Annotated in this window: 18 protein-coding genes; 5 read left to right on the top strand and 13 right to left on the bottom strand. The window is 37.0% G+C overall.

Annotated elements, in window-relative coordinates; genetic code table 11:
• Positions 1–89 precede the first annotated feature (89 nt).
• Positions 90–1,496 (top strand): pyridoxal phosphate-dependent decarboxylase family protein, encoded by a 1,407-nt coding sequence (locus AC3FI7_RS14130; protein WP_142725508.1) that lies wholly within the window; start codon positions 90–92, stop codon positions 1,494–1,496.
• A 33-nt stretch (positions 1,497–1,529) separates the two neighbouring features.
• Here the strand turns inward: AC3FI7_RS14130 and AC3FI7_RS14125 are convergent, their stop codons facing one another.
• The 3 genes from AC3FI7_RS14125 to AC3FI7_RS14115 all read right to left on the bottom strand — a co-directional run bounded on the left by AC3FI7_RS14125 (position 1,530) and on the right by AC3FI7_RS14115 (position 7,008).
• Positions 1,530–2,240, bottom strand: a complete 711-nt coding sequence (locus AC3FI7_RS14125) for a Dph6-related ATP pyrophosphatase (RefSeq protein ID WP_142725507.1) — start codon at positions 2,238–2,240, stop codon at positions 1,530–1,532.
• 81 nt (positions 2,241–2,321) lie between these two features.
• Positions 2,322–3,575 carry a hypothetical protein gene (locus AC3FI7_RS14120; protein ID WP_491460356.1) on the bottom strand — a complete coding sequence of 418 codons (1,254 nt, stop codon included), beginning with the start codon at positions 3,573–3,575 and terminating at the stop codon, positions 2,322–2,324.
• A gap of 85 nt (positions 3,576–3,660) precedes the next feature.
• Positions 3,661–7,008: a methylmalonyl-CoA mutase family protein gene (locus tag AC3FI7_RS14115; protein ID WP_491460355.1), complete on the bottom strand. Its 3,348-nt coding sequence runs from the start codon at positions 7,006–7,008 to the stop codon at positions 3,661–3,663.
• Between the two features lie 250 nt (positions 7,009–7,258).
• Here AC3FI7_RS14115 and AC3FI7_RS14110 point away from each other — a divergent pair, with 250 nt between their 5' ends.
• Positions 7,259–7,591, top strand: coding sequence for a hypothetical protein (locus tag AC3FI7_RS14110; protein WP_491462097.1), 333 nt, complete (start codon positions 7,259–7,261; stop codon positions 7,589–7,591).
• On the opposite strand, the gene AC3FI7_RS14105 is transcribed toward AC3FI7_RS14110, so the two are convergent.
• Positions 7,588–8,700 (bottom strand): DUF3667 domain-containing protein, encoded by a 1,113-nt coding sequence (locus tag AC3FI7_RS14105; protein ID WP_142725504.1) that lies wholly within the window; start codon positions 8,698–8,700, stop codon positions 7,588–7,590. The genes AC3FI7_RS14110 and AC3FI7_RS14105 overlap by 4 nt on opposite strands.
• 357 nt (positions 8,701–9,057) lie before the next feature.
• On the opposite strand from AC3FI7_RS14105, the gene rplM reads away from it, so the two are divergent.
• From rplM to rpsB, 3 genes are all read left to right on the top strand, one after another.
• Positions 9,058–9,513 carry a 50S ribosomal protein L13 gene (gene rplM / locus AC3FI7_RS14100; protein ID WP_027375420.1) on the top strand — a complete coding sequence of 152 codons (456 nt, stop codon included), beginning with the start codon at positions 9,058–9,060 and terminating at the stop codon, positions 9,511–9,513.
• Between the two features lie 6 nt (positions 9,514–9,519).
• The gene (gene rpsI, locus AC3FI7_RS14095; protein WP_002976218.1) at positions 9,520–9,906 is read left to right on the top strand and encodes a 30S ribosomal protein S9; all 387 of its coding nucleotides are present in this window, start codon (positions 9,520–9,522) and stop codon (positions 9,904–9,906) included.
• A gap of 207 nt (positions 9,907–10,113) precedes the next feature.
• A complete protein-coding gene (gene rpsB / locus AC3FI7_RS14090; RefSeq protein ID WP_002976219.1) occupies positions 10,114–10,875 on the top strand; it encodes a 30S ribosomal protein S2 in 762 nt (253 codons plus the stop codon).
• 73 nt (positions 10,876–10,948) lie between these two features.
• Here rpsB and AC3FI7_RS14085 read toward each other — a convergent pair whose 3' ends face one another.
• From AC3FI7_RS14085 to AC3FI7_RS14045, 9 genes are all read right to left on the bottom strand, one after another.
• Complete coding sequence (locus tag AC3FI7_RS14085; RefSeq protein WP_491460354.1) at positions 10,949–11,134, bottom strand: bacteriocin-like protein; 186 nt, start codon at positions 11,132–11,134, stop codon at positions 10,949–10,951.
• Between the two features lie 223 nt (positions 11,135–11,357).
• A complete protein-coding gene (locus AC3FI7_RS14080) occupies positions 11,358–11,798 on the bottom strand; it encodes a DUF6759 domain-containing protein (RefSeq protein WP_491460353.1) in 441 nt (146 codons plus the stop codon).
• Complete coding sequence (locus tag AC3FI7_RS14075) at positions 11,795–12,493, bottom strand: DUF6759 domain-containing protein (RefSeq protein ID WP_142725501.1); 699 nt, start codon at positions 12,491–12,493, stop codon at positions 11,795–11,797. The genes AC3FI7_RS14080 and AC3FI7_RS14075 overlap by 4 nt, the downstream gene beginning before the upstream one ends.
• Positions 12,494–12,508: 15 nt before the next feature.
• Positions 12,509–13,186 carry a tRNA (guanosine(46)-N7)-methyltransferase TrmB gene (gene trmB / locus AC3FI7_RS14070; RefSeq protein WP_142725500.1) on the bottom strand — a complete coding sequence of 226 codons (678 nt, stop codon included), beginning with the start codon at positions 13,184–13,186 and terminating at the stop codon, positions 12,509–12,511.
• A 96-nt stretch (positions 13,187–13,282) separates the two neighbouring features.
• Positions 13,283–14,047 (bottom strand): DUF6759 domain-containing protein, encoded by a 765-nt coding sequence (locus AC3FI7_RS14065; protein ID WP_142725499.1) that lies wholly within the window; start codon positions 14,045–14,047, stop codon positions 13,283–13,285.
• A gap of 288 nt (positions 14,048–14,335) precedes the next feature.
• Positions 14,336–15,130: a hypothetical protein gene (locus AC3FI7_RS14060; RefSeq protein ID WP_491460352.1), complete on the bottom strand. Its 795-nt coding sequence runs from the start codon at positions 15,128–15,130 to the stop codon at positions 14,336–14,338.
• Between the two features lie 201 nt (positions 15,131–15,331).
• Entirely contained in the window at positions 15,332–18,727 is a 3,396-nt protein-coding gene (locus AC3FI7_RS14055; protein WP_491460351.1) for an FIDD domain-containing protein, read from the bottom strand.
• Positions 18,728–18,840: 113 nt separating this feature from the next.
• Complete coding sequence (locus AC3FI7_RS14050; protein WP_491460350.1) at positions 18,841–21,693, bottom strand: T9SS type B sorting domain-containing protein; 2,853 nt, start codon at positions 21,691–21,693, stop codon at positions 18,841–18,843.
• 140 nt (positions 21,694–21,833) lie between these two features.
• Complete coding sequence (locus AC3FI7_RS14045; RefSeq protein WP_491460349.1) at positions 21,834–24,659, bottom strand: T9SS type B sorting domain-containing protein; 2,826 nt, start codon at positions 24,657–24,659, stop codon at positions 21,834–21,836.
• Positions 24,660–24,709: the final 50 nt, after the last annotated feature.

Below are 24,709 nucleotides of genomic sequence, written 5' to 3'. Positions count from 1 at the left end.
ATTGTGTGCTAGAAAGGGTTTTTACATCCGTTCAATATCGTTTTATGGATCTCTTTTAATACTTTTGAATATAATTTGTCACAAAAACTATGAATGAACATTTGAAAAACGATTCGAAAAACATCGGACATTTACTTAATCTCATAAAAGAACAGGGAACAGCATATTTAGACACCATAGAAGAGAGGCCTACATCCATAGTTCTCCACCACCCGGCCGAAAAACAGGAGTTGCCGGAATCAGGATTGGGGACAGAAAAAGCGCTGAAGGTTTTCAATGAAAAATTTGAACCGATAATGGTGGCTTCCTCGGGACCGAGATACTGGGGATTTGTAACAGGCGGCGCCACTCCGGCATCGGTTGCAGGAGATTGGCTTGCATCTGTTTATGATCAGAATACACAGACTATGAAAGGTCAGGGGGATATTTCAGGAATCATAGAAGTGGAAGCTATACAACTTTTGCTGGACCTCCTTCAGCTTCCGGGAAATTTCATGGGAGGTTTTGTAACAGGTGCTACGATGTCTAATTTTACCTGTCTGGCTGTTGCCCGTCAATGGCTGGGAAAAGAACTGGGAAGAGATATAGCCAGAGAAGGGGTTTCCGGAAGCATAAAAGTGTTGGGTGCTACTCCTCATTCATCTTCAATAAAGTCATTGGCTCTTTTGGGCTTAGGCAGTAATAATATCGTTCGGATTAAAATTCAGGAAGGAAACAGAGAATCTATCTGCATTCAGGATCTTGAAGAGAATATACAGAAGCTTAACGGTGAGCCGTTTATCTTAATTTCAAGCGGAGGAACTGTAAATACGGTGGATTTTGATGATTTTAAGGCAATCAGTAAGTTAAAAGAAAAATATAACTTCTGGTGGCATATTGATGCTGCTTTCGGTGGTTTTGCTGCCTGTTCAGAAACCCACAGACATCTGATAGAGAACTGGGAGTTTGCGGACAGTATTACAGTAGACTGTCACAAATGGATGAATGTCCCTTATGAGAGTGCGGTCTTTCTGATCAAAGAGCAATACAAGGTTCTGCAGATTGAAACTTTTCAAAATTCAAATGCTCCTTATCTTGGAGACCCTATGGAAAACTTCAATTATTTAAACTTTCTTCCTGAAAATTCAAGAAGGCTGAAAGCATTGCCGGCCTGGTTCTCTCTTATGGCTTATGGTAAAAAGGGATATCAGGAAATTGTAGATAAAAATATATCATGGGCACAGCTGTTGGGAAATCTGATTGAAAACAGTAATGATTTTAAACTCCTGGCCCCGGTAAGATTGAATACGGTCTGCTTTACATTAAAAGATGAAACAAGACAGGATGAGGTAGATGCATTTCTTGAAAAAGTTAATGATACAGGGAAAGTCTTCATGACTCCTACATTTTATAATAACCATAAAGGAATAAGAGCCGCTTTTGTCAACTGGATGACCAGTGAAAAAGATATTCACATGGTATTTGAAATCATGAACGGAATAGCTCCATTAAAATAATACATTAAAGCCTGTGGATATTAATCTACAGGCTTATTTTAGTAGCAGATCACAAAACCAGAAAATATATTCTCCACTTTCTTCTTCAGGAGCAGTTTTAGGTTTAGGATAGGTTTTCTTTACCGTTTCTCCGATTTCAAACTGAACCGGTTTTTTGAAAATAGGGCCATCAAAAGTGAAAGTATGGAACTCTCCGTTTTCTCCGCACGGATCTACATTTCCGGGAAGATCATCAATGAATTTCTCATCAATAATACGCCCTGCAAAACTTTTATCCAGGTAAGATCCGTTCACACAGGTTACAATAGTCTTAAAATCAAGTTCTAAAAATTCCCGGATGAGGTTGGATGTATTTTGCTTCCAAAGCGGAAATACGGCTTTCATACCGATAGCATTTAGTTGGTCTTCTCTGTATTTTCTCAGATCTTCCAGGAAAATATCCCCGAAAACGGAATGTGTAATACCCTGAGACTGAATTTCAGCCATCGTTTTATTCATGATTTCCTGATACTCTTCCATGGATGGTTCTTTAGGAAGCTCCATTTTAATCAATGGAATTCCCAGACTTTCAGCCTGTTTTTCTAAAAGGGAAATAGGTACCCCATGCATGGAAATCCTTTGAAATTCCTCATTGATGCTGGTAAGCAGTGTCGAGATCTCATATTGATCCTCCTGCAGTATTTTGTAAAGGGCAAGTGCAGAATCTTTTCCGCTGCTCCAGTTGAATAAAGCTTTTGGTTTCATTGTATAATAAAAATCTCCCAAAAATAGGGAGATTTTATTGATTTGTTTTTTTATAAAGAATTGAACAAAATAGAGAAGAAATCAATGGTATATGATTTCTGTCTTTTCGTGAAATTTACTTTTGGTAAGGTATTCTTTTTTTAATTGTTCGCTTGCTTGAGTATCAACAAGTTTTGATGTATATAGTTCTTCAAAATCGGAGTAACTGATTTCTCTTTTGTATTGAGTGTTGGAGTCAAAGGATTCACTATCTTTTTTTTCATATGTTGTAAGATAAATATGCTCCTGGATTAGAAGTTCAATCCAGTTCTTATGTTTATCAAACTGATAGGTGCTTTTTGTAAAGACATTATCACCTTCATTCCGTATTTCTTTATCATAAGTAATATACCCGGAATCATCATATGAAAGCAGATGATGCGTTTTGTTTTCATTGATCGGGCTCTCTTTCAGGCTGTTGCTGTAATTTTTTGTTATTGTTATTCTTTCTGCCTGATTTTTTGAGTTAAAAATTGTTTTATCTACGGAAGAGAATTTTAGTGGTTCAGAATCTAATGAATTATAAATAAGATCTCCATTATCATTATATTCAAAGACTTCAGTTTCCTTATTATTTCCAACAAAATTATGGGTTTCTTTTTTTGTTACTTTTTCAGGAAACTTTGAGTTGCCATAATAGAAGATCCTTTCATATTTTAGTTCAGACTTATTGGGAATGCGTAAAGCTCTCTCTTCTTTGGTCATTCTCTGCTGTTTGTCAAAAGTGAGTTTTCTTTTTTCGATATTTAATCCTGTTCTTTTTTCAATGATGTATACCTGCACAATTATATTGCTGTTTTCAATATGATATTGATATTCAGTATAATTTCTAAAATCAAGGTTTCCATCTGTTCTATTGTACTCATATTTACTTTTCAGGTTACCAATATTATCATATGTATATTCAGTTACAGCGTCGTAGTCCTCATAATAATCTATTATATGAGAAATAAGAGCATTTTCATTATATATGATTATTGAACGGAATCTGTCAGAATACTGTTGTACACTATTTAATTTTCCTAATTTGTTAAAATGTATTTCTGCAAGTAGTTTTTTTGCGTCTTTAGGGTTCTTTTCCAACAGGTATTCTTCATAAATCTTTGCAGAACCGATAGGATGATTAAAACTAAATCCTTTTTCAGGATAACGAAGGGCATAATAGGTAGTAAGTAAAAAGTTTTGCCCTAAAATCATTTCCAGTTTTTCAGGTGGTAAATAATTGTTTTTATTTTTACTCTGGGTAAAATATAAGTTGAAAATAAAAATTAGAGAAAGGAATATGGTTTTAGTCATTGAGGTTAGTTTAATGTTAAAAATACAAAACCTCAAAGAAATCCTTTGAGGTTTAATTTATAAAAAATGGAGTTCCAATTACGGATTACATATTTCTTCTGTATTTACCACCTACTTCAAATAAAGCATTGGTAATTTGCCCTAAAGAACAGTATTTCACAGCATCCATCATCACTTCGAATAAGTTCTGCTGATTGATCGCTGAGTGCTGAAGTTTTCTTAAAGCTTCCTCAGATCTGTTTTCATTGGCTTTCTGGAAATTGTGAAGAGATTCAATCTGTGCTTGTTTTTCCTCTTCTGTAGAACGGATGACTTCTCCAGGTAAAACCGTTGGAGAACCATCTTTTCCTAAGAAGGTATTTACTCCGATGATCGGATATTCACCGGTATGCTTCAGCCATTCGTAATGCATAGATTCTTCCTGGATTTTTGAACGCTGATACATCGTTTCCATTGCTCCAAGAACACCTCCTCTTTCTGTGATTCTGTCGAATTCTGCATATACTGCTTCTTCTACAAGATCCGTTAATTCTTCAATGATAAATGATCCCTGAAGCGGGTTTTCATTTTTAGCCAAGCCTAATTCTTTATTGATAATCAGCTGGATTGCCATGGCTCTTCTTACAGACTGCTCAGTAGGAGTGGTAATCGCCTCATCATAAGCGTTGGTGTGTAGCGAATTACAGTTATCATAGATGGCATACAATGCCTGAAGGGTTGTTCGGATATCATTGAAATCAATTTCCTGAGCGTGCAGAGAACGTCCTGAAGTCTGGATGTGGTATTTCAGCATCTGGCTTCTTTCATCAGCTCCGTATTTTAATTTCATTGCTTTTGCCCAGATTCTTCTTGCCACACGCCCGATTACTGAATATTCAGGGTCGATGCCATTGGAGAAGAAGAAAGATAAGTTAGGTGCAAAATCATTGATGTCCATTCCACGGCTTAAGTAATATTCCACGTAAGTGAAACCGTTAGCCAGTGTGAATGCCAATTGGGAAACCGGATTGGCTCCTGCTTCAGCAATATGATATCCTGAAATGGAAACAGAATAGAAATTTCTTACTTTTTCTCTGATGAAATATTCCTGAACATCACCCATCAATCTCAGAGCAAATTCAGTAGAGAAAATACAGGTATTCTGAGCCTGGTCTTCTTTTAAAATGTCAGCCTGAACGGTGCCACGAACGGTAGCAATTGTTTTAGCTTTAATTTCTGCATACACTTCGGCAGGAATTACTTCATCACCGGTTAATCCTAAAAGCTGCAGTCCCAAACCATTGTTGGATGGAGGAAGTTCACCATTGTATTTCGGTCTTTCTAATCCTTTATCGTCGAATTTTTCTTTAAGTTTAGCCTCTACTTTAGCTTCTAAACTGTTTTCTTTGATGTATTTTTCAACATTCTGGTCGATGGCTGCATTCATAAAGAAAGCCAGCAGCATTGGCGCAGGACCATTGATTGTCATTGAAACTGAAGTCAGTGCATTCACAAGATCAAATCCTGAATACAGCTTTTTAGCATCATCCAATGTAGCGATAGAAACCCCTGCATTTCCGATCTTACCATAAATGTCCGGTGGTAAAGCGGGATCCTGACCATATAATGTTACAGAATCAAATGCTGTAGACAGACGTTTCGCAGGCATTTCTGCAGAAACATAGTGGAATCTTCTGTTGGTTCTCTCAGGACCTCCTTCTCCCGCGAACATCCTTGTCGGATCTTCACCAGTTCTTTTGAACGGATAAATACCTGCTGTATAAGGGAAGCTTCCCGGAAGATTTTCCTGTCCTTTCCATTTGATCAGATCACCCCAGTCATTGTATTTTGGTAATGCAATTTTTGGAATTCTTAGGTGAGATAAAGATTCTGTTGAGGTTTCAACTTTAATTTCTTTTCCTCTTACAAAATAAGAATAGAATTCTGCGTGGAATGCTTTTTTCGTGTCATCCCATGTCTTAAGGAAGTCAATGTTATCCTGTTGAAGTTCTTTTTCAGCTTTTTGGTATTCAGCATCCAAAGTTTCATTGGAAATAATATTCTTAACCCCTTCAATATGATACATCTTTCTGGCAAGCTCAGCCTGTTTTTCAACATTGGCATCATATTGTTTGTTGTTTTCAACAATTTCAGAAAGGTAACGAACCCTTTTTGGTGGGATAATGGTTACTTCATCTGTGATTTCCTGCTCAACAAAAGTATTTAAGTGTAAATCAGCAAATTTCTCGTTTACTTTTGAAACCAATCTGTTGTATAATTCAGTAGTGCCATGATCGTTGAACTGAGATGCTTTTGTTGCATAAACCGGCATATCCTCCAGCTGACTTTCCCACAAAAGGTGGTTTCTCTGGAATTGTTTTCTTACTGCCTGAAGAGCATCCAATGCACCACGCTTGTCAGATTTATTTAATGCAACAAGATCCGCATAATCCAGCATGTCTATTTTTTCCAGCTGCGTAGAAGCTCCATATTCAGGAGTCATTACATACATGGAAACATCTGCAAAATCCGAAACTTCTGAACCAGACTGTCCGATCCCTGATGTTTCAAGGATAATAACATCCGGATGAGCCAGTTTCAGTACATTCAATGCAGAATGAATAAACGGAGAAACGGAAACGTTATTTTCTCTGGTTGCCATAGAACGCATATAAACTCTCGGATCATTGATCGCATTCATACGGATTCTATCACCTAATAAGGCGCCTCCTGTTTTCTTTTTGGAAGGGTCTATAGAGATAATGGCAATTTTTTTATCAGTATTGGAACGTAAGAAACGTCTTACCAATTCATCTGTTAAAGAAGATTTACCTGCTCCTCCGGTACCTGTGATACCGATAATCGGAATGGTTAAATCCTTGGATTTTTCATCAATAGCTTTTACAAGTTCAGGTTTCTCCTCTGAAAAGTTTTCAACAGCAGAAATAATCTGAGCAATGCTGGAAGGGTTTTCAAAACTGATATCCTCAAGGTCTTTTGCAGTAACATCTTTTCCTGTAGCAAAATCTGATCTTTGAACCAGATCATCAATCATTCCCTGAAGTCCAAGTTCGCGGCCGTCATCCGGAGAATAAATTCTATCGATTCCGTAAGACATAAGATCTTTAATCTCTTCCGGCAGAATTACACCGCCGCCGCCACCAAAAATCTTGATCTGAGGAGAATTTTTTTCTCTCAGCAGGTCGTAAATATATTTAAAATATTCATTGTGACCTCCCTGATATGAGGTTAATGCAATGGCATTGGCATCTTCCTGGATCGCTGTATTCACAACTTCCTCTGCTGATTTATCGTGTCCTAAGTGGATCACTTCGCATCCTGTTCCCTGAATAACACGACGCATAATATTGATCGCAGCATCGTGGCCGTCAAATAATGAGGCCGCAGTGACGATTCTTACCTTGTTGGTTGGAGTATATTTTTGGGTTTCCATAAAAATTTTAGAAAGTTTCTAAGTTTCCAAATATAATAATAAAAAAAGAACCATGTGTTTGGTTTTATTTTATTGATTTTCAGTTTTTTATTTGTGTTTGTTGAATTGTATCTCCCCTTTTTGAGCCAGAGATCTGAATGTTTGGAAACAGAGTTAAAGTCTGATGAATTGCAGAGGCTTTATTTTGAAATAGACACAGTTTTACATTCTCAAATTAAATTCTCTACTTTTGCAGAATATTTTCACAGACATGCAAAAAGCTTTGATGTACTTCGCTTTGGGAACGGTAGTAAGCTTCCTGATTAATTATTTATTTTTAAGTTCGGAAAATATCGGACTGGATATTTATTATGCTTTTGCCTTTGGCTCTGCATGGGGAATTGCTTATTATCTGGATACCCCTGATTTTACACTGCCTAAGAAATTAGGACTGTCATTTGTAGCGATGGGAATTCTGGTTCTTATAGGAACTTTAATTTTTACACTTGAACTGGCGATTCCTTCTATTCTGAAGTTTTCAACGGTTTTTGTAGCATATTATCTATTTGCAAGCTTCAGAGGGAATAAGTCCCTCAGAAACTAGTGCAGCATAATAAAGCTCAGATACATCAGAACCAGAAACATCAGAATCAATCCGATATAATTGACAATAAATAATAAGGAGCCTTTCAGTATGCTTATTCTTTTCTTGGTTTCATATACCTTGTGATGGGCTGCAAAGAAATAGATTGTCATATAGGCAGCCAATCCTAAGAATCCTAAAACATATAATAAGGTAAGTATATTATTGTCCGGTAAGAAGCTGGTGATTTTTTCCCCAACGATAAACATCAGCACCCCTAATAACAGGAAAGAGAAATAGTGAAGCGTAAAAATTCCATGATCAAAATACCACCATTTCTTCTTGTTATGGAACAGCCATAAAAAGAATGCAAATATCGGAAGGTATGCAAACAGTGCTTTGGGAATCGTATGAATGAAATTTTCCTTATATTTTTCCCAAATCTGATGCTTGCTGTATCCTTCTTCTTTTAATTCAAATACTTTTTTTGCAATAGGTCTTGCCATGGTATAAATCCCTGTATTGTCTTTGGCAAGGATGGAATCATATTGTTTCAAGGTGTAGGCATTCATAACGGATGCTTCCTTGGTGTCAAATGTACGGTCAAGAATTTCGTCTTTTTCCTTCGCATCCTTAAGTTTAATACTGTCTCTTACTTTTAAAGTATCTAATGCTCTTTGAGCAGTAGCTGCTGTTTCATGGGAAAGTATTCCTTCTTTTTGCAGATCTTTTACAAGATCTTTGGATATCTCTTTCTGTTTTTTTGTTTTTGCTTCTGTTTTAACATGGCTGGGCTTTTCCGCTTCTTCTTTGGCGTGGGGTAAGATGTTGGGAAGGAAGAATGTGATAAAACTTATAAATATATAGAGTTTTACAGGAGCCACATATAATTGTCTTTTACCAGCCAGATATTCTTTGGTAAGTGTGCCGGGACGGGTAAAGAGATAGTGTATGGTTTTCCAGAACTGTCCGTCATAATGAGTGAAATCCTCAATAAAGTGAGTAAAGAGAAAATGAAAAGGCTGTCTGCTTTCAATATTTTCCTGCCCGCAGTGGGGGCAGAACCTTTCTTCAACCTGGTGCCCGCAGTTGAGGCAGGTTTTGTCATCTCTTAGTTTTCCGTGGCTCATGAATTATGGAATATAATTGACGCAAATATAATTATTTCAAAGAAACTGTAATTATATTAATGTGTTTTACGGAAATCGTTAAAGTAAATTTAATAAAAAAAGAGTTGAGGGAATGAACTCTTTTGGGTATCATTTGTGTTTTTAGAATCTTCGAAGTGTTTTTTTCATCGCAACAACAGTTCGCAAGATTTGTGCCAAAAATGTTAAAAATGTTAAAAATGTTAAAATCTATTGATACAGGGCTACACAGGTCATAATATATAGATTAAATAAAATATGTTTTTGGGTTACAAAAATAATTTGTACCTTTGCACACCCTTTTAGGGGTAAATTATGTTTAATCTTTAACTAAAACGTGTGAATACATTAAGTTACAAAACTGTTTCAGCGAACAAAGCTACTGCTAATAAAGAATGGGTTGTGGTAGACGCTGAAGGACAGCCGTTAGGTAGATTAGCTTCTACGGTTGCAAAGATTTTGAGAGGTAAGCACAAAACGAATTTTACACCTCACGTAGATTGTGGTGATAACGTAATCGTTTTGAATGCTGGGAAAATTACACTTTCCGGAAACAAGTGGGCTGATAAGACTTATATCTGGCATACAGGATATCCTGGTGGACAGAAGTCTATGACTGCGGCTGAACTTCAAAAGAAAGATTCTTTAAAGGTATTGGAGAAATCTGTAAAAGGTATGTTGCCTAAAAACAGACTAGGTGCTGCTATCCTTAAGAACCTTTATTTATATGAAGGAACTGAGCACAAACATGAAGCTCAACAGCCTAAAACAATTAATGTTAACGAATTTAAATAATTAATTATGTCTATAGTTCACAAAATCGGAAGAAGAAAAACTTCTGTAGCTAGAGTTTATGTAAAACCAGGGTCTGGTGTTATTACAGTAAACGGTAAAGATGCTAAAGAATATTTCTCTACAGATGTAATGGTTTACAAATTAAACCAACCGTTCATCCTTTCTGAGACTGTTGGTCAGTATGACGTTACCGTAAACGTATTCGGTGGTGGTAATACAGGTCAGGCAGAAGCTATCAGATTAGGTATTTCAAGAGCTTTATGCGAAATCAACGCTGAGTTCAGATTAGCATTGAAGCCAGCTGGTTTACTTACAAGAGACGCAAGAATGGTGGAAAGAAAGAAGCCAGGTCAGAAAAAAGCAAGAAAGAGATTCCAATTCTCAAAACGTTAAGATTTCTCGTTGGCAGATGGCTTATGGCTATTGGCTACAGGAATGTATTAAATTTTTTTTAAACTTAATCTCGGCGAAAAGCCAATTGCCAAAAGCAAAAAGCAAACCGCCAATTGCCCGTTACGTTTAGCATCCAAACACTTCTCCCATCTAAAGAAGTTGTTGATTGTTTAAAAGACGGAAAGTAAACTAACAAAAACAGAAAACATGGCAAAAGCAAATGTAAAAGACCTTTTAGAGGCTGGCGTACACTTCGGTCACATGACGAGAAAGTGGAACCCAAATATGGCTCCATACATTTTTATGGAGAAAAACGGTATTCACATTGTAGACTTACATAAAACAGCAGTTAAATTGGACGAAGCTTGCAACGCTTTAGAAAAATTAACTTCTGCAGGTAAAAAAGTTCTTTTCGTAGCTACTAAAAAGCAGGCGAAAGAAGTGGTAGCAAAACACGCTTCTGAACTTAATATGCCTTATATCACAGAAAGATGGCCAGGTGGTATGTTAACGAACTTCGTTACTATCAGAAAGGCTGTAAAGAAGATGAATGCTATCGACAAAATGAAAAAAGACGGTACATTCGAAACTTTATCTAAAAAAGAAAGATTACAAGTAGACAGACAAAGAGCTAACCTTGAGAAGAACTTAGGTTCTATCGCAGACATGGTTAGACTTCCATCTGCTGTATTTGTAGTTGATATCTTAAGAGAGCACATCGCGGTAACTGAAGCTAAGAAACTAGGTATTCCAGTTTTCGGTATCGTTGATACAAACTCTGACCCTAGAAAAGTTGACTTCGTTATCCCAGGAAACGATGATGCTTCTAAGTCTATTGATATGATCCTTAGCGTAGTTTCTGAATCTATCAAAGAAGGTCAGTCTCAAAGAAAAGCTGATAAAGAAAAATCTAAAGAAGAAGGAGAAAAAGTATCTGCTGATACAGATGCTGATTTCGATGCAGAATAATTAAAGATTTTCTTTACTATAGGAAAAACGCTGGATTTTGGTCCAGCGTTTTTTTATTGTTGATATACTAAGACTATTTTTTAGGACATACCAGCATATCTCCAAGATCCGGATCTGTGCTGGGCACAACTACACCGATTCTGCATACTCCTCCGCAGCAGATTTCCCCGATTTCCATACTGCAGCCATCCAGGCAGCTTCTGTATCCCCCTTTAATTGTTCTTAGTTCACTTCTTGAAACTTTTTTAAAATTTTTCATGGTTTTTAGTTTTAGTTTTTTCCTACTCTTTATGCTTTTCGGATACCGCAATTTTATGTTTTTAAATATAAGTAAATATTTCGTAGGTATACCATCTGAAAATAATATTTTGATTTCGTGAAGTTTAGACTTCAATAGTGCTGTTTTAAAAGGTCTGCAGAATCATAGGCCTTAGATACTTTGGTATTAAAAAACCTGCAGAATTCGCAGGTCTTTATGATTTTTAATTTGAAAGTTTTATAGAATAGGAAGTCGTTATAAATTTTGTAGACTGATAAGTAGCGTTACATAGAGTTCCGGATAATCTGTAATTTTGATTTTTAGGAACCATTGTATATCCTATTTTTCCGGCCCCGATGGGGATCTTTTTGAAAAAACTGCCCCCACTTACTGTAAGCACCATATTGCATGGAGATTTATTTTCTACTGAAATAGAGGTTCTGGGGTTCTTAGGATCATCATTGTTCAGAAGATCATTAAGAACGTCAGCTGTTTCCGGTTTATAAGTTTTCAAGAGCTCATTATACTCTCTTTCCGTATTGACACTGCTCCCTGTATTCCTGTTGGGGTAAGGGTAGGAGGTTCTTCCCGGATAGCCAGTATAGTTTGCATTACAGCTGACAAGAATCAATGAAATGCCGGTAAGAACTAATAGCTTTCTCATCCTATTTTACTTTTTGATTTTTGTTTTTTCGGAGATTGTTCTGAAATCGGTTCCTTTTGGGTAGATTTCAGCTCCATCCTGGGTTGATTCGGATTTTCTATGGTTACAAATATACTTTTTTTAATATCTTTCTGGGAAGAATATTTTATATCACAGATATTACTGCTAAGTGTATATGAGTCCTTTGTGAGTATAATAAAGTTTTCTGCGCGGGCAGGAACAGCCAGATTGTAGAATTCATTTCCTTCAATTCTAAGGACGATATTACAGTCTGAATTATTTTTGAATAAGAGAATCGCTTCATTACGGTTAATGTCCTCGTTAAACATTGCATTCAGAAGCTTCACTGTTTTTTCTTTGTGTTCAGAAGATGTTTCGGCAATGAGCTTTTTAAACATTTCGGCATCGTCTGAATTGGGATTTCTCATAGCATTTTTAGGGATATCTCCAATAACAGGCCTCGCTTCCATAGGTTTGGCTGTACGGGCTCCCTTTGTCCATTCGGCGTTCTTTAAAGCTATGAGCTTGGGTTTCAGCACACTCTTTTTAGGGTCATCAGGGTGTGTATTCTTTAGGTATTCTTCAATTTCTTTAATGTTTGTGCTTTTCAGAATGTCTTTACTGCCTTTTTGGGCTTGGGTAAAGTTGGAGAAAAGAAATGTAAAGAATAAAATTGTTAAAAAATTTTTTTTCATCAATTTTTTATTTCATCAGCTTATCCGAAATTTAATGTAGGTAATAGTTTTTCCTTTTGCTGAGAAAAGCTCTTCATAATATGTTTTGATATCTCTCAGGTGTTCCGTATCGGGATTATATTCAGGTGCTCCATAGATATCATGGTGAGCGGTGATAATTTCATGTCCTGCTCCCTGTAAATAGCCGAGTGTATAACCATGTAAGAATTCTGAATCGGTTTTTAAATGGATAATACCACCTGGCTTCAGAAACTTTTTATATCGGTTTAAAAAATCTGGGTGAGTAAGTCTGTGCTTTGTTCTCTTGTATTTGATCTGCGGGTCCGGGAATGTGATCCAGATTTCATCCACTTCATTTTCCGCAAAAAAATAATCAACAAGTTCTATCTGTGTTCTCAGGAAAGCTACATTATTCATATTGTTTTCTACCGCTTCTTTGGCGCCAAACCAGAATCTTGCTCCTTTAATATCAATTCCTATAAAGTTTTTTTCAGGAAAAGTTTTGGCGAGTCCTACAGAATATTCTCCTTTTCCACAACCTAGTTCAAGAACAATCGGATTGTTATTTTTAAAGAAATTCTCTCTCCATTTCCCTTTAAGTTCGAATCCTTTTAAAGCCTCTTCCCTTGTAGGCTGGATTACATTTGGTAATATTTTGTTTTCTGCAAATCTTGCTAATTTATTCTTGCCCATTGAGTTATAAAATGAGTGCAAAAATAGTGAAAATTTATGGAGTATTTTTGCCTTTTCGTGGTAAAAGACATAGAGATAATTCGTTTTTGATTGAAATTATTGGCCTCCTAAAGCTACCATAATTGCCCGCTCAATTGTTTTTTGTGAAGCATATTGAGCTCCGCAAACAAGGCTGGTAAAAAGATACTGTCCTTTTTCTATAACAATTGAACCTTCACCATGAGCAGGAACGGCAAGTCTGTATTTAGTAGTGCCTACCCCTTCCATTCTTACAATGATATTACAATCTGATTTATTTTGGATTAATATGATAGCTTCTTTCGCATTAGGGTCATTATCAAATAAAGAGTTAAGGATTTTTACAGTTCTGTTTTTATGCTCTACAGGAGAGACAGCCATCAGCATGTTGAATTCTTCAGCTTCAGTATTGGGAATTGCCGTATTAGCAGTGGCATTTACAACATAAGTATTCTGAGCAGTACTTGGTGTATAAACCGTAGTAGGTTGTTTTGCAGCCAGTTCAGCTTTATATTTTGCAATCTGTTTCTGTTTGATAATGGCGTTCATTTCATCAAAGGTGATTTTTGTAGATGGCCTTCTTCTCAGCATAGCGAGCATTTCCTGCATGTCTTTTACTTTTTGATCAGCAGGATGGGCATTCTTGATGTATTCCTTCATCATTTCCATTACCCTTGGTTTTAGAACGGATCTTCGGGGATCATCAGGGTGGGCATCTCTTAAAAAGGCGTTGATCTCATAGATGCTATTACTTTTTAGGATGTTACTGTAATCTTTTCCTCTTTTCTGAGCAGACACAGTAAATAAAAACATACAGGCAAGAAGTAAAAATACTTTTTTCATTAATTAATATTAAGTTAGAATTGGGATGCTTCACACTTAATTTGTGTTTTGGTTTAATTAGTTTTACTTGATAACGAAATCTTGGTGTTTTTATTTTAAACACATATTTGTGAGATAAATTTAAACATATTTTTGAAAACTCGTGAATGATATATTGTAAAAGTTGTATAATTCATATAAGGAATATTGTATCGTCCCAGATAGAGAGTTCCCAGCAGTGCACAGCAAAAAAAATCCATGTGTATCACATGGATTATAATATAATTTTAAGGTTATTTCACAGAATTTTTAGTTGCTGCTTACAACCTCCTGGAGGTGTGAGCTTCTTAGTCTTTTCTGATAGATTGGGAGGTATTTTTCAATAGGAATTTTTATCGCTTCAAAGTTTCCTGCTAATACATATCCCTGGATATTTTCAGAAGTATAAACGAACTGAAGAAAATTGTCAATTAAATTTTCAGGAATTTTAAATTTTGTAAAATAATCTTTACCCAGATAATTTTTGATCTGTGCTACAGAGCTGTTCATTCTTTCGTAAGCCTGATAGCGCTGTTTTTTCTTTCTTTCCCCGGAAAGGATATCATAAATACTTTCAAGACTGAAGGTAAGTCCGCCATCACGCAATCCGGCAACAGGAAGCTCCGGTGGGGTTCCGTCGCCTTTTGGTTCAGGAAGTCCAATTACTTTTTTAAGAGCATATGCTTTATCTTCTTTTCTTAGAGAGTTTACGTCATACCGAAGGTTTCCTGTAGGCTTGAACCTGCTGAGTACAATTTCCTGGATTTCATAATAGGCTATTTTAAGCTCAACCAGGTTTTTTTGTTGCATTGATTGGGGGGGCAATTTGATGTCTTTTCTTTCGGTGACAATAGAAGTAAAACGTATCACATCCCCGGCATTGGCAGGGATATTAAAATTACCATTGTAATCCGTAAGAACGGTTTTCTGCGTATTCAGGTTTGTGACATAAACCTGATTGAGATATAAAATAGAGTTGTCTCTCAGAAATACCTCACCGGAATATATTTGTGCATTAATTTTTGCCAGAAAAACCAATAGCAGTAGAGTAAACAGTTTCTTCATATAATGCGCAAAATTACGTAGAAATAAAGCAATTTTGTATAATTAGATGAATAATAGTGGTTAAAGTTATATTAAACTTTAGGATTTAATTGTTAAGGAGTGTTAGAAACCAGCCCTTCAGGTAATAATATTTAGATTTAAATAAAAATTCCGGAAGAAAGAACAGCTGAAATTCAGTATTACTTTCTTCCGGATTTCTTTTTATCTGTGTTTTACCAGAAGCCAGCTGGAATACTTTACAGTGAGTGAAGAGCCATATTCTGTCCAGGTAATAAAATACCAGTAATTTGCTGTCGGAACATATCTTCCGCCAACTCTTCCATCCCAGGTATATCTGTTTTCTGGAGTGCCTCTGAAGACCTCTGCGCCATACCGGTCAAAAATACGGAATACAAGATTATCATTCTTCATTAAGGCAGAGTAATCTATTCCTTCATTATGACCATCCCCGTTAGGAGTAATGGTGTTGATCAGATTAATAATGGCAAATGATTTTATAACGTCTTCACACATTCTGGAGTCCCTTACAAATATGTTGTGCGCTCCTCTGGGTACATTATAGAAAACATTGGAACTCTGCCACAGAACACCGTCCAGAGAATACTCGTAAGGAGGTGTACCGCCGCTTACCCCTATCTTTACTGTTGCTCCGTCAATTTCAATAGATGTAATTACGGGAAGCGGCAATTCTGTTACGCTGACATACTGTTTGTAAACACAGCCATTGAATGTGAGTTCTACCCAATAATTTCCAGGAGCAACATTGGTGATGGAAGGTGTGGTTGCTCCTGTACTCCATAAATATCTTTCAAAACCGGGCCCTGCATCAAGTTTTGTAGTGGTTTTCGGACAAATCGTCTTATCTTTTAATATATCCGATTTCTTAGGAACTTTAATGTTGATAATAAGAGTGCCTACTTCCGGACAGACTCCGTTTTTTTGGAAACGGATATAATAAGTCTGGGAAGTTATTATATTTACAGGTAATGAAACTGCATTTACATTGTTCTGAGCATCTGCTAAGGTTGCATGAAAAGTGAACGTAATATTCGGATCCAACGTAAACTGAGGAATAAACTGAGCTAAGTTGACACTTTTTATTCCATCCAGATCATCATCACAAGTGCTTTCTGTGACGGTTTTAGTGATCAGTGTTAATCGGTCTCCAATACTGAATTGTAATGGGTTAATGACAGAAGCACATCCGTCAGGGGAATCTACTCTGATGTAAATCGTGGTGGTGGCTGTATAGCTCCAGTTATTAGGAAGCGTATTGTTATTTCCTGCATTGGCATCTGCCAGGTTTGCATAATACCTTACATTGGTAAAATAACTTGGATTATTAAGTACAATAGGGGTGATATTGGAAAGTATAACATTAACTGTTCCGTCCAGATTATCATCACAGAAAACGCCATTGTAGTTATCCAGAATGATAGCTTTGTTGAAAAGAGATAACGTTATTTGTGCAATAGCTTTACATCCAATGTTATCATTTACAACGGCATATATGATTGTCCCATTAGGGGCAGTGTAAGCTGTTGTATTGGTTATTAATGCTGCTGCATTTTCATTCTGGGCATCTAAAAGGGTAGGATAGTAAGTAATAGTGGCAGGAGAGCTGGTAACATTTGCTGCAGTCAAGTTGAAGGTTCCCTGTCCGTTAATATCACAAGCAAATAATGTGGGATTTGTTACTGTAAGAGTCTGAATATTGATAGTAACAGTTACTGCTTCGCAATCTGGGAAGTCCGGATCATTTCCACAGAATGCATAGGCGAATGTATCTGTTCCTGCTGTGCCAGGGGTATTTACAGTATAAGTAATGGCTCCAGTAGTAGGATTTATTACAACTGTACCCAATGAAGGAGCTGTGGTAATAGCAACAGTACCGGGAACAGGAGTTTGAGATGAACTACTGAATGTAGGAGTTATAGTTTTAGTGCTACATACGTTATATGATGTATTCGTCAGTTTTGTACAGTTTAGTACTTTAAATTGTTCAGTAACTAAAGGGGCACAGCTTCCCATGGTTACAGAGCATGTATAATATCCTGGTAGTGCAGGAGTAATTGAAGAAGTTGTGGCTCCTGGAACAATATTTCCGTTTCTGTACCATTGATAAGTATCATAGATGAGAGGGTCTACAGTAAGAACCACTCCTGGAATACAGCCGTTACCAGATTGTAAAATAACGGGTTGGGTAGGAAAGCCTGCAAAAAAACCTCCATATCCTACTGCATCACTTCCTGCAGTAATTCCAGCCATAATGGCCTTGTTTGAAACTACAGTAATATTCCCAGTTACATTGGGAATCCCATAGGTAACCCAATTGGTAGTACCTGTCATATTATAAGGTCCGGTTATTGCTGGAGGATTTACTCCATTTACTGTAATGCTAGCCCCTCTTTCCGTAATGATATTCAGTTTTGTAGGAATGTTCAGGATACCTCCAGGGTTACCATTAGAATGAACAAAATTTTCATTAATAAGCCCGAGTTCATTAATCTGTTTAGGAAGATAACAGTTCAAGGCAGGAATAAAATTAAATCCTCCGGTATATATTTCACTTCCTGCATTCGAATCGCCTGCTAAAATCTGGTAGACATAAGCGTTTTTAGATGTTTTAAGATATAGGTTATAATGATTGCTTCCCTGAAGAATATACTTGGAGTCGGGCACAACGAAATATTTTCCTGCATTAATGGTTGCTATGGGAGGGATTTCATTATTAACGAAGATTTGAGTATTGTCTTCAGTAGCAATTACGATGGCTCCTTCCGTGTGGGAACCAATAGGTCCACTACCTTTTACAATGGCAAATTCATTTCCGAGCCTGTTAACAGGCACTGACTGATCCATTAGGATATCTGAACTGGATGGAAAATTTCCGGCATATTGTCCATTAAAATTTCCATTGGTGACATTGATAGGTTTATTTGAAGTAATTTTTGAGCCAATGAAACCATTAAAATTTCCTGCTATGTTACCGATTCCGTCAATAATGTAAGATTGTCCTTTATTTAAAGTAAATGTTAATGTAGGATTGGTAGCGCCGGTCATCCCGTTGGAAAACTGAACGTTAGGATTGTATCCGGTAATGGTAACAGTTGTATTATCTTCAGTTGCGAGTACACTGGTCATGAAATTTAGAATGGGGTTGCTCACAGTGATAGGAGCAGATGCAGCGTAAAATTTTTGTCCCGTGGAGGAAATTCCTTTGGATGTAATGATTTCTGCATGGTTGAATACTGAAAACCTTAAATTGGCATAAAAAGGAAATTCTGCCTTAAGATATAAACCTTTCGTCGTTGTGGTGAATAGATCTGTCTGAAGTTTGGTAATGATATAATCTCTTAATACATCAAATTTCTGCGGATTATTTTTACTGATATTCACTGTCCCAATCAGAACGTTATTATTATAAATATTTACAGGAAAAGGGATTGTTCTGTTGGTTGATAAATATAGTTTCTGATAAGGATTGGGAGCAGCTGTTCTATCTATCATCGGTGCAAACCAATGCTCTCGGTCCAATTGGGCAAAGGCAGAGGTGAAAATGCAAAACATAAATAAAAAAGATAAAATTTTTTTCATTCAGCAGTAGTCTTTCCCACAAATTTAATAATAAAAAGTATTAAATTTTTGAAAACAGAATAAAAAAAGCCACGATTTAAACATCGTAGCTTTTAAAATTTATATCGGCCAAATTACTCCCGGTTTTTTACCATAATCCAACCTGTGAATTTTATTGGGGTTTGTCTGGCATTGGGTTCGTTCCAGCCAACTTCATACCAGTAGTTTCCTGTTGGTACTCTTTTGTTTCCGTCAGTAGTTCCATTCCATTTATAACCGTTGGTTTTATCTGCCTGGAAGATCTTGCTTCCATATCGATCAAAAATGTTAAATACAAGATTGTTTTTAATGGCTAGTGAAGAGTAATCTACCAAGTCATTTACTCCATCATTATTAGGGGTAATCACGTTGATCAGATTTGGGATTGTGATATCTACTTTGATGGGTTCACAATTATAGTCGTCTTTCACATATATGCTGGCATTTCCTCTTGAAATATTGGTGAAGATATTAGAATCCTGCCAGTTGATATTATCCATTGAGTATTTATATGGAGGGGTACCTCCTATAACATTTACTGTTACTGTATTGTTTGAAATATTAATATTTGAGATAACGGGCTGTTCAGAAGCGTACACTTTTACTGTCTGCGTGGTGATACATTCTCCGGTTTTCAGTTTTACCCAATATACTCCTACTCCTACATTTTTGATAGTTTGAGTTGTAGCACCGGTACTCCATTCGTAACTTTTAAATCCTGGTCCTGCATCAAGGGTTGTTTTTCCTTCCATACAGATAATTTTATCTGCCAGTACATCGGATTTTACAGGCGGAAGAACAACCAGTGTTACCATGGCCACCCTGTAACATCCGTTCGCATTGATTACTTTTATATAAACAACACCATTCGGAGCAATGTAATTTGATGGGGTTAAAATTTCGTTTGTTCCGGCATGTGCATCTGCAAGAGAAGGGTAGTATTTCTTTGTAACTCCTGTAGCTAAGGTTACGCTGACATTTATAAGGTTAAATAATCCGGTGGCAGGATTAGCTTCCAGGAAGCAGGTTCTGATTAATGCGTCATTTACCACAGGACTTTCAGAAACTGTCAGATTCAGAGTGACTTCTTCACAGTCTGTAAAATCAGGATTGTTTCCACAGAATTTATAAACAATTTTATCCGGTCCTATATAGCCATAAGCCGGTGCATAGCTAATCACTCCTGTCACAGGATCAATAACCGCATTTCCATTAGCAGGAGGTGTCAGTATGGTTACTGTTCCCGGTACTACAGTTTGTGTAGAGCTGGAGAATGTTGGTACAATCTGTTTTACCCCGTCACATACTGTATCATTTATTGTGGTTTTCTTAAGGCAGGTATATACTTTATATACAGGTGTAATTACTGGTGGGCATGATCCTACCGTAATTCTTACGGTATAATTTCCAGATTGGGTAGGTGTGTATGAGTGGCTTGTTGCGCCGGGGATAGGATTGTTTTCCTTATACCATTGGTAAGTGTCAAAGCTGTCATCAACTTCCAGTACAATTCCCGGAATGCAATCACCATTTTGTTTGGCGATAACAGGGATTGAGGAGAATCCTGCAAAATATCCGCCATATCCCACAACACCACTTCCACCTGAAATACCTGCAGTAACAGCTTTTGTAGAGTTAATAGTAACATTTCCTGTAATATCCGGGACGGAATAAGAAACCCAGTTTGGAGTTCCTGTCACCTGGTAAGGACCATAGGAGGGAAGTAAAGGACCTCCGTTTATGGTAACTGTGGCTCCTGCTTCTGTCAGGATATTCAGTTTTACGACGTGCCCGGACAAAGTTGTAGAATAAGGAAGGTCTTTGATTTTTCCAATTTCATCAATTTTTCTTGGAAGATAACAGTTTAATGGGGGAATATAATTGAACCCAAGTGTCGCATTGCTGGCTCCAACACCTGCCATCAGCTGATATACATATACATTCTTTGTGGTTCTGATGTACATATTGTAATGTTCATTCCCTTGGTTGATATAGTTGGTATTACTGATTTTATTCACTCTGTAGCTTTCACCCTCAGCCAATGTTGCTGCTGGTGTTGTGCCGTTATTGATGTATACCTGTGTTCCTCCTTCTGTAGCAACAATAAGGGCATCTTCCATTCTTCTGCTAATGTCTCCGTTTCCTTTTACAACTACAAATTCATTTCCTAGCCGGTCTACCGGAACAGACTGGTCCATAATAATATCAGATCCCTGATAGGAACCTCCGGCGGCCATAGCAAACTGTCCGTTGAAATTTCCATTGGTCACCGATATTGGCTTGTCAGCTTCTATTTTGGCCCCAATGAAAGCTTCTTTATTTACTGTTTTATCACCTATTCCTTCAATAATGTAAGATTGCCCTTTGTTTAATGTAAATGTAAGGGTAGGATTGGTAACTCCGGTCCATCCGTTCGTAAATACAATGTTGGGAGAGTAATTGGAAACCGTTACCTTAGTATTGTCTTCTGTTGCAAGAATTCCTGTTGTGAAATTATACTCACTGTTAAGCTCTTCAATAGGAGCAGTAACTGCGTAGAATTTTGTACCAATTCCGGCTTTCCCTTTTGATGTCAATATTTCCCCATGCTGGCTTACTGAAAATCTGTAAGTAACAAAATAGGGTTTGGAACCTTTGGTATACAATCCTTTATTTCCCGGTGCGAATAATTCTCCATTGGTTGTCGCAACCATTCTGTTTAATGGAATATTAAATGTCTGTGGAGAACCTTTGCTGATTGTTACAGTACCTAATACCGTATTATTGCTATAGATGTCTACTGTAAACGGAGTTGCAGAATCTGTAGAAAAATAAAGGGCCTGCATCGGGGTTACCACTTTGGGAGATCTGGCAGCCATGGGAGCGAACCAGTGTTCTGTATCTCTTTGAGCAAAAAGCATATAGCTTGAAACAAAAAATAACAGAAAAATCGATAGAGTTTTCTTCATGGATATTTAATTAGAGTTTTTACAAAAATAAAAGAATAATTGATTAATTGTTAAAATATTTAATGTATTTAGTATTAATGTGATAAAAATAAGCCACGATTTTATAATCGTGGCTTATAAATATAGCTTTAAACTAATTATTACTCTCTGTTTTTAACAAGAATCCAGCCAGTATATTTTATTGGAGTCTTTTCTTGGTTGGACTCATTCCACGTGATATGATACCAGTATGTTCCTGTTCCTAATTTCTTATCAAAGTGTTTTCCGTCCCATCTGAAGTTGTTGAACTTATTTCCGGTAAATACCATATTTCCATATCTGTCATATACTACAAAAGAAAGATTTTCTTTATAAGCCAGTTCACTGTAATCTATATAATCATTTACATTATCTCCATTAGGCGTAATAGCATTTAACAGATTAGGAACCGTAACTTCTACAGCTACTGGAGTACAGTTATAGGCATCCTTTACATAGAATGTGTGCTGTCCCCTTGTTAAACCTGTGAAGGTACTCGAATCCTGCCAGGTGGCAGTTCCGTCAACAGCGTATTTATAAGGGGCTTTGCCTCCATTTACAATTACTGTTGCTGTATTATTATTGATCTCAATGGTTTGGATTACCGGATCTTCAACTTTTTTAACCCTTACTGTCTGTGTAAGGAAACATCCGCTTTTGCCAAGAACTACTGTATATTCTCCAACACCTACATCTCTGATACCTGAAGTGGTAGCACCCGTACTCCATTGGTATGAATCATATCCAGGGCCTGCATCCAGGTTAGTCTTAGCATCCATACAGATATACTGATCTACCAGAACCGGCGATTTTTTGATTGGAAGTACAATTAATTCAATTTTAGCATTTGCCGTACACCCTTCAGCGGTGGTTACTTTTACATATACAAATCCTCCTGTTGAAGGGAAGTTTTCCGGAGTTGTAATTTCATTAATCCCTGCAGTAAGATCATTCAGTGTACGGTAGTATTTTTTTACAACAGCGTTATAGTCTGTTACCTTAGCTTTTGTAAGATCAAAATAAGCATAAGGAGCTACGTCATACCAGCATGCCTTAATAGATGTATCTGTTACAATAAATGGTACTACAGTAAGGTTTAATGTTACCTGCTCACAATCTGTAAACTCAACTGAGTTTCCACAGAATTTATAAATGATTTTGTCCGGTCCTAAATATCCGGGGTTGGGATTGTAAGTAATTGTTCCGTTTGGATTCACTACAGCTGTTCCTTTTGTAGGAGGAGTTAAAATTACTACTGTACTTGGAACCACAGTTTGTGTGGAAGAAGTAAATGCAGGAGTTATGATTTTTGTAGAACAGGCATTAAGTGCTTGTGTTGTTTCTTTTAAACAGTTTTGTACTTTATAGACAGGAGTTGTCACAGGAGGACATGTTCCCATGGTTACCTTTACGGTATAGTTCCCTGACTGTGTAGGTGTGTATGTATAAGTAGTGGCGCCAGAAATAGCTACTCCTTCACGGAACCATTGATATGTTTCATATCCGTCGTCTACTTCAAGAATGATTCCCGGAACACATTCTCCTGCTTTTTTAGCAATAACAGGAATGGATGAAAATCCTGCGAAATATCCACCATATCCTGCAGTACTATATCCTCCATTGATACCGGCGGTTACAGCTTTGGTAGAAGTGATCTTAATATTTCCTGTTACTCCTGTTATTCCGTAGGTAACCCAGTTACTGTTTCCTGTTAATGGATATGGGCCGTCTGAAACGGCAACTGGATTGTCGTTTACAAGCACTGTAGCACCCGCCTCCGTTAGAATATTTAATTTTACAATTAAGTCGCCTTGCGTCACACTTGTTCCACCTGGGCCAAGAGGCATCTCATTAATTTTTCCGATTTCATCAATTTTTCTTGGCAGGAAACAGTTTAATGGCGGGATATAGTTAAACCCATTAGTTGCTGCATTGGAGCCAATTCCTATAAACTGATAAAGATATACATTTTTAGTAGTGGAAATAAACATATTGGAATGTCCCAAAGTGCCTTGTGCCACATAACTCGTTTCGTTGATTCTATACCATTGTCCTGAAGCAAGGGTCGCTACTGGAGTAGTGCCTCCATTCAGGTATACTTCAGTATTATCTTCCGTTGCAATAATAAGTCCTCCTTCCATATTCAGATTGGGGGCTGTAGATCTGGTTTTTACCATGGCAAACGTATTTCCAAGTCTGTCTACCGGAACTGATTGGTCCAAAATAGGATCTGTACCGGATGTTGGTGTTGAAAAGTTACCGTTGCAGCTTCCATTGGTAAGAGTTACAGGTTTGTCTGCAACCACTTTAGCTCCTATGAAGCCGGTTTTATTAGCCGATTGAGAACCAGAGCCTGCGAAAATAAAAGATTGTCCTTTCTGTAATGTAAAAGTATGAGAATTACTGGTAGGAGTTCCGTTGATAAAAACTACTCCTGCAGTAGGGTTCCATGTTACTGTTACACTGGTATTATCTTCAGTAGCCAGGATACCGGCTGTAAAGTTGTAAAAACTGTTGGTGTCTGTATTAGGGCTTTGAGCAACAAAAAATGTTTTTCCAATTCCGGCTTTTCCTTTACTGGTAATAACTTCCCCATGGATATCCTGGGCAAGTCTTAAACTGCAGTAGAAAGGTTTTGCTCCTTTCAGATAAAGTCCTTTATTACCCACAGTGAAAGCATCAGTTGTTGTACCTGTGGAAATAAGATTGTTGGCAACCTTATAAGTTTGAGGATTACCTTTGCTGATGGTAACTGTAGTAACCACAGCATTGTTGTTATAGATCGTCACATCAAAGGGGGTTGGCGAGTCAGTGGAAAGATATACCATGTTGTTATAACCTCCGTAACTGTCATAATAAGGAGCGATCCAGTGCTCGGTGTCCCTTTGTGCAAAGAGCGTATTAATTGTCAAAAAAATTAATACCAGACTGAGTAGAAATCTTTTCATGTGTATGGAATTAGGATTTCTACAAAAATAAAATAAAAAATGAAATACTT

It is taken from the genome of Chryseobacterium sp. TQ-BC-N36 (assembly GCF_058382295.1).
Note: the sequence above shows the minus strand (reverse complement) of the source record. Positions and strands in the feature narration are given on the sequence as shown.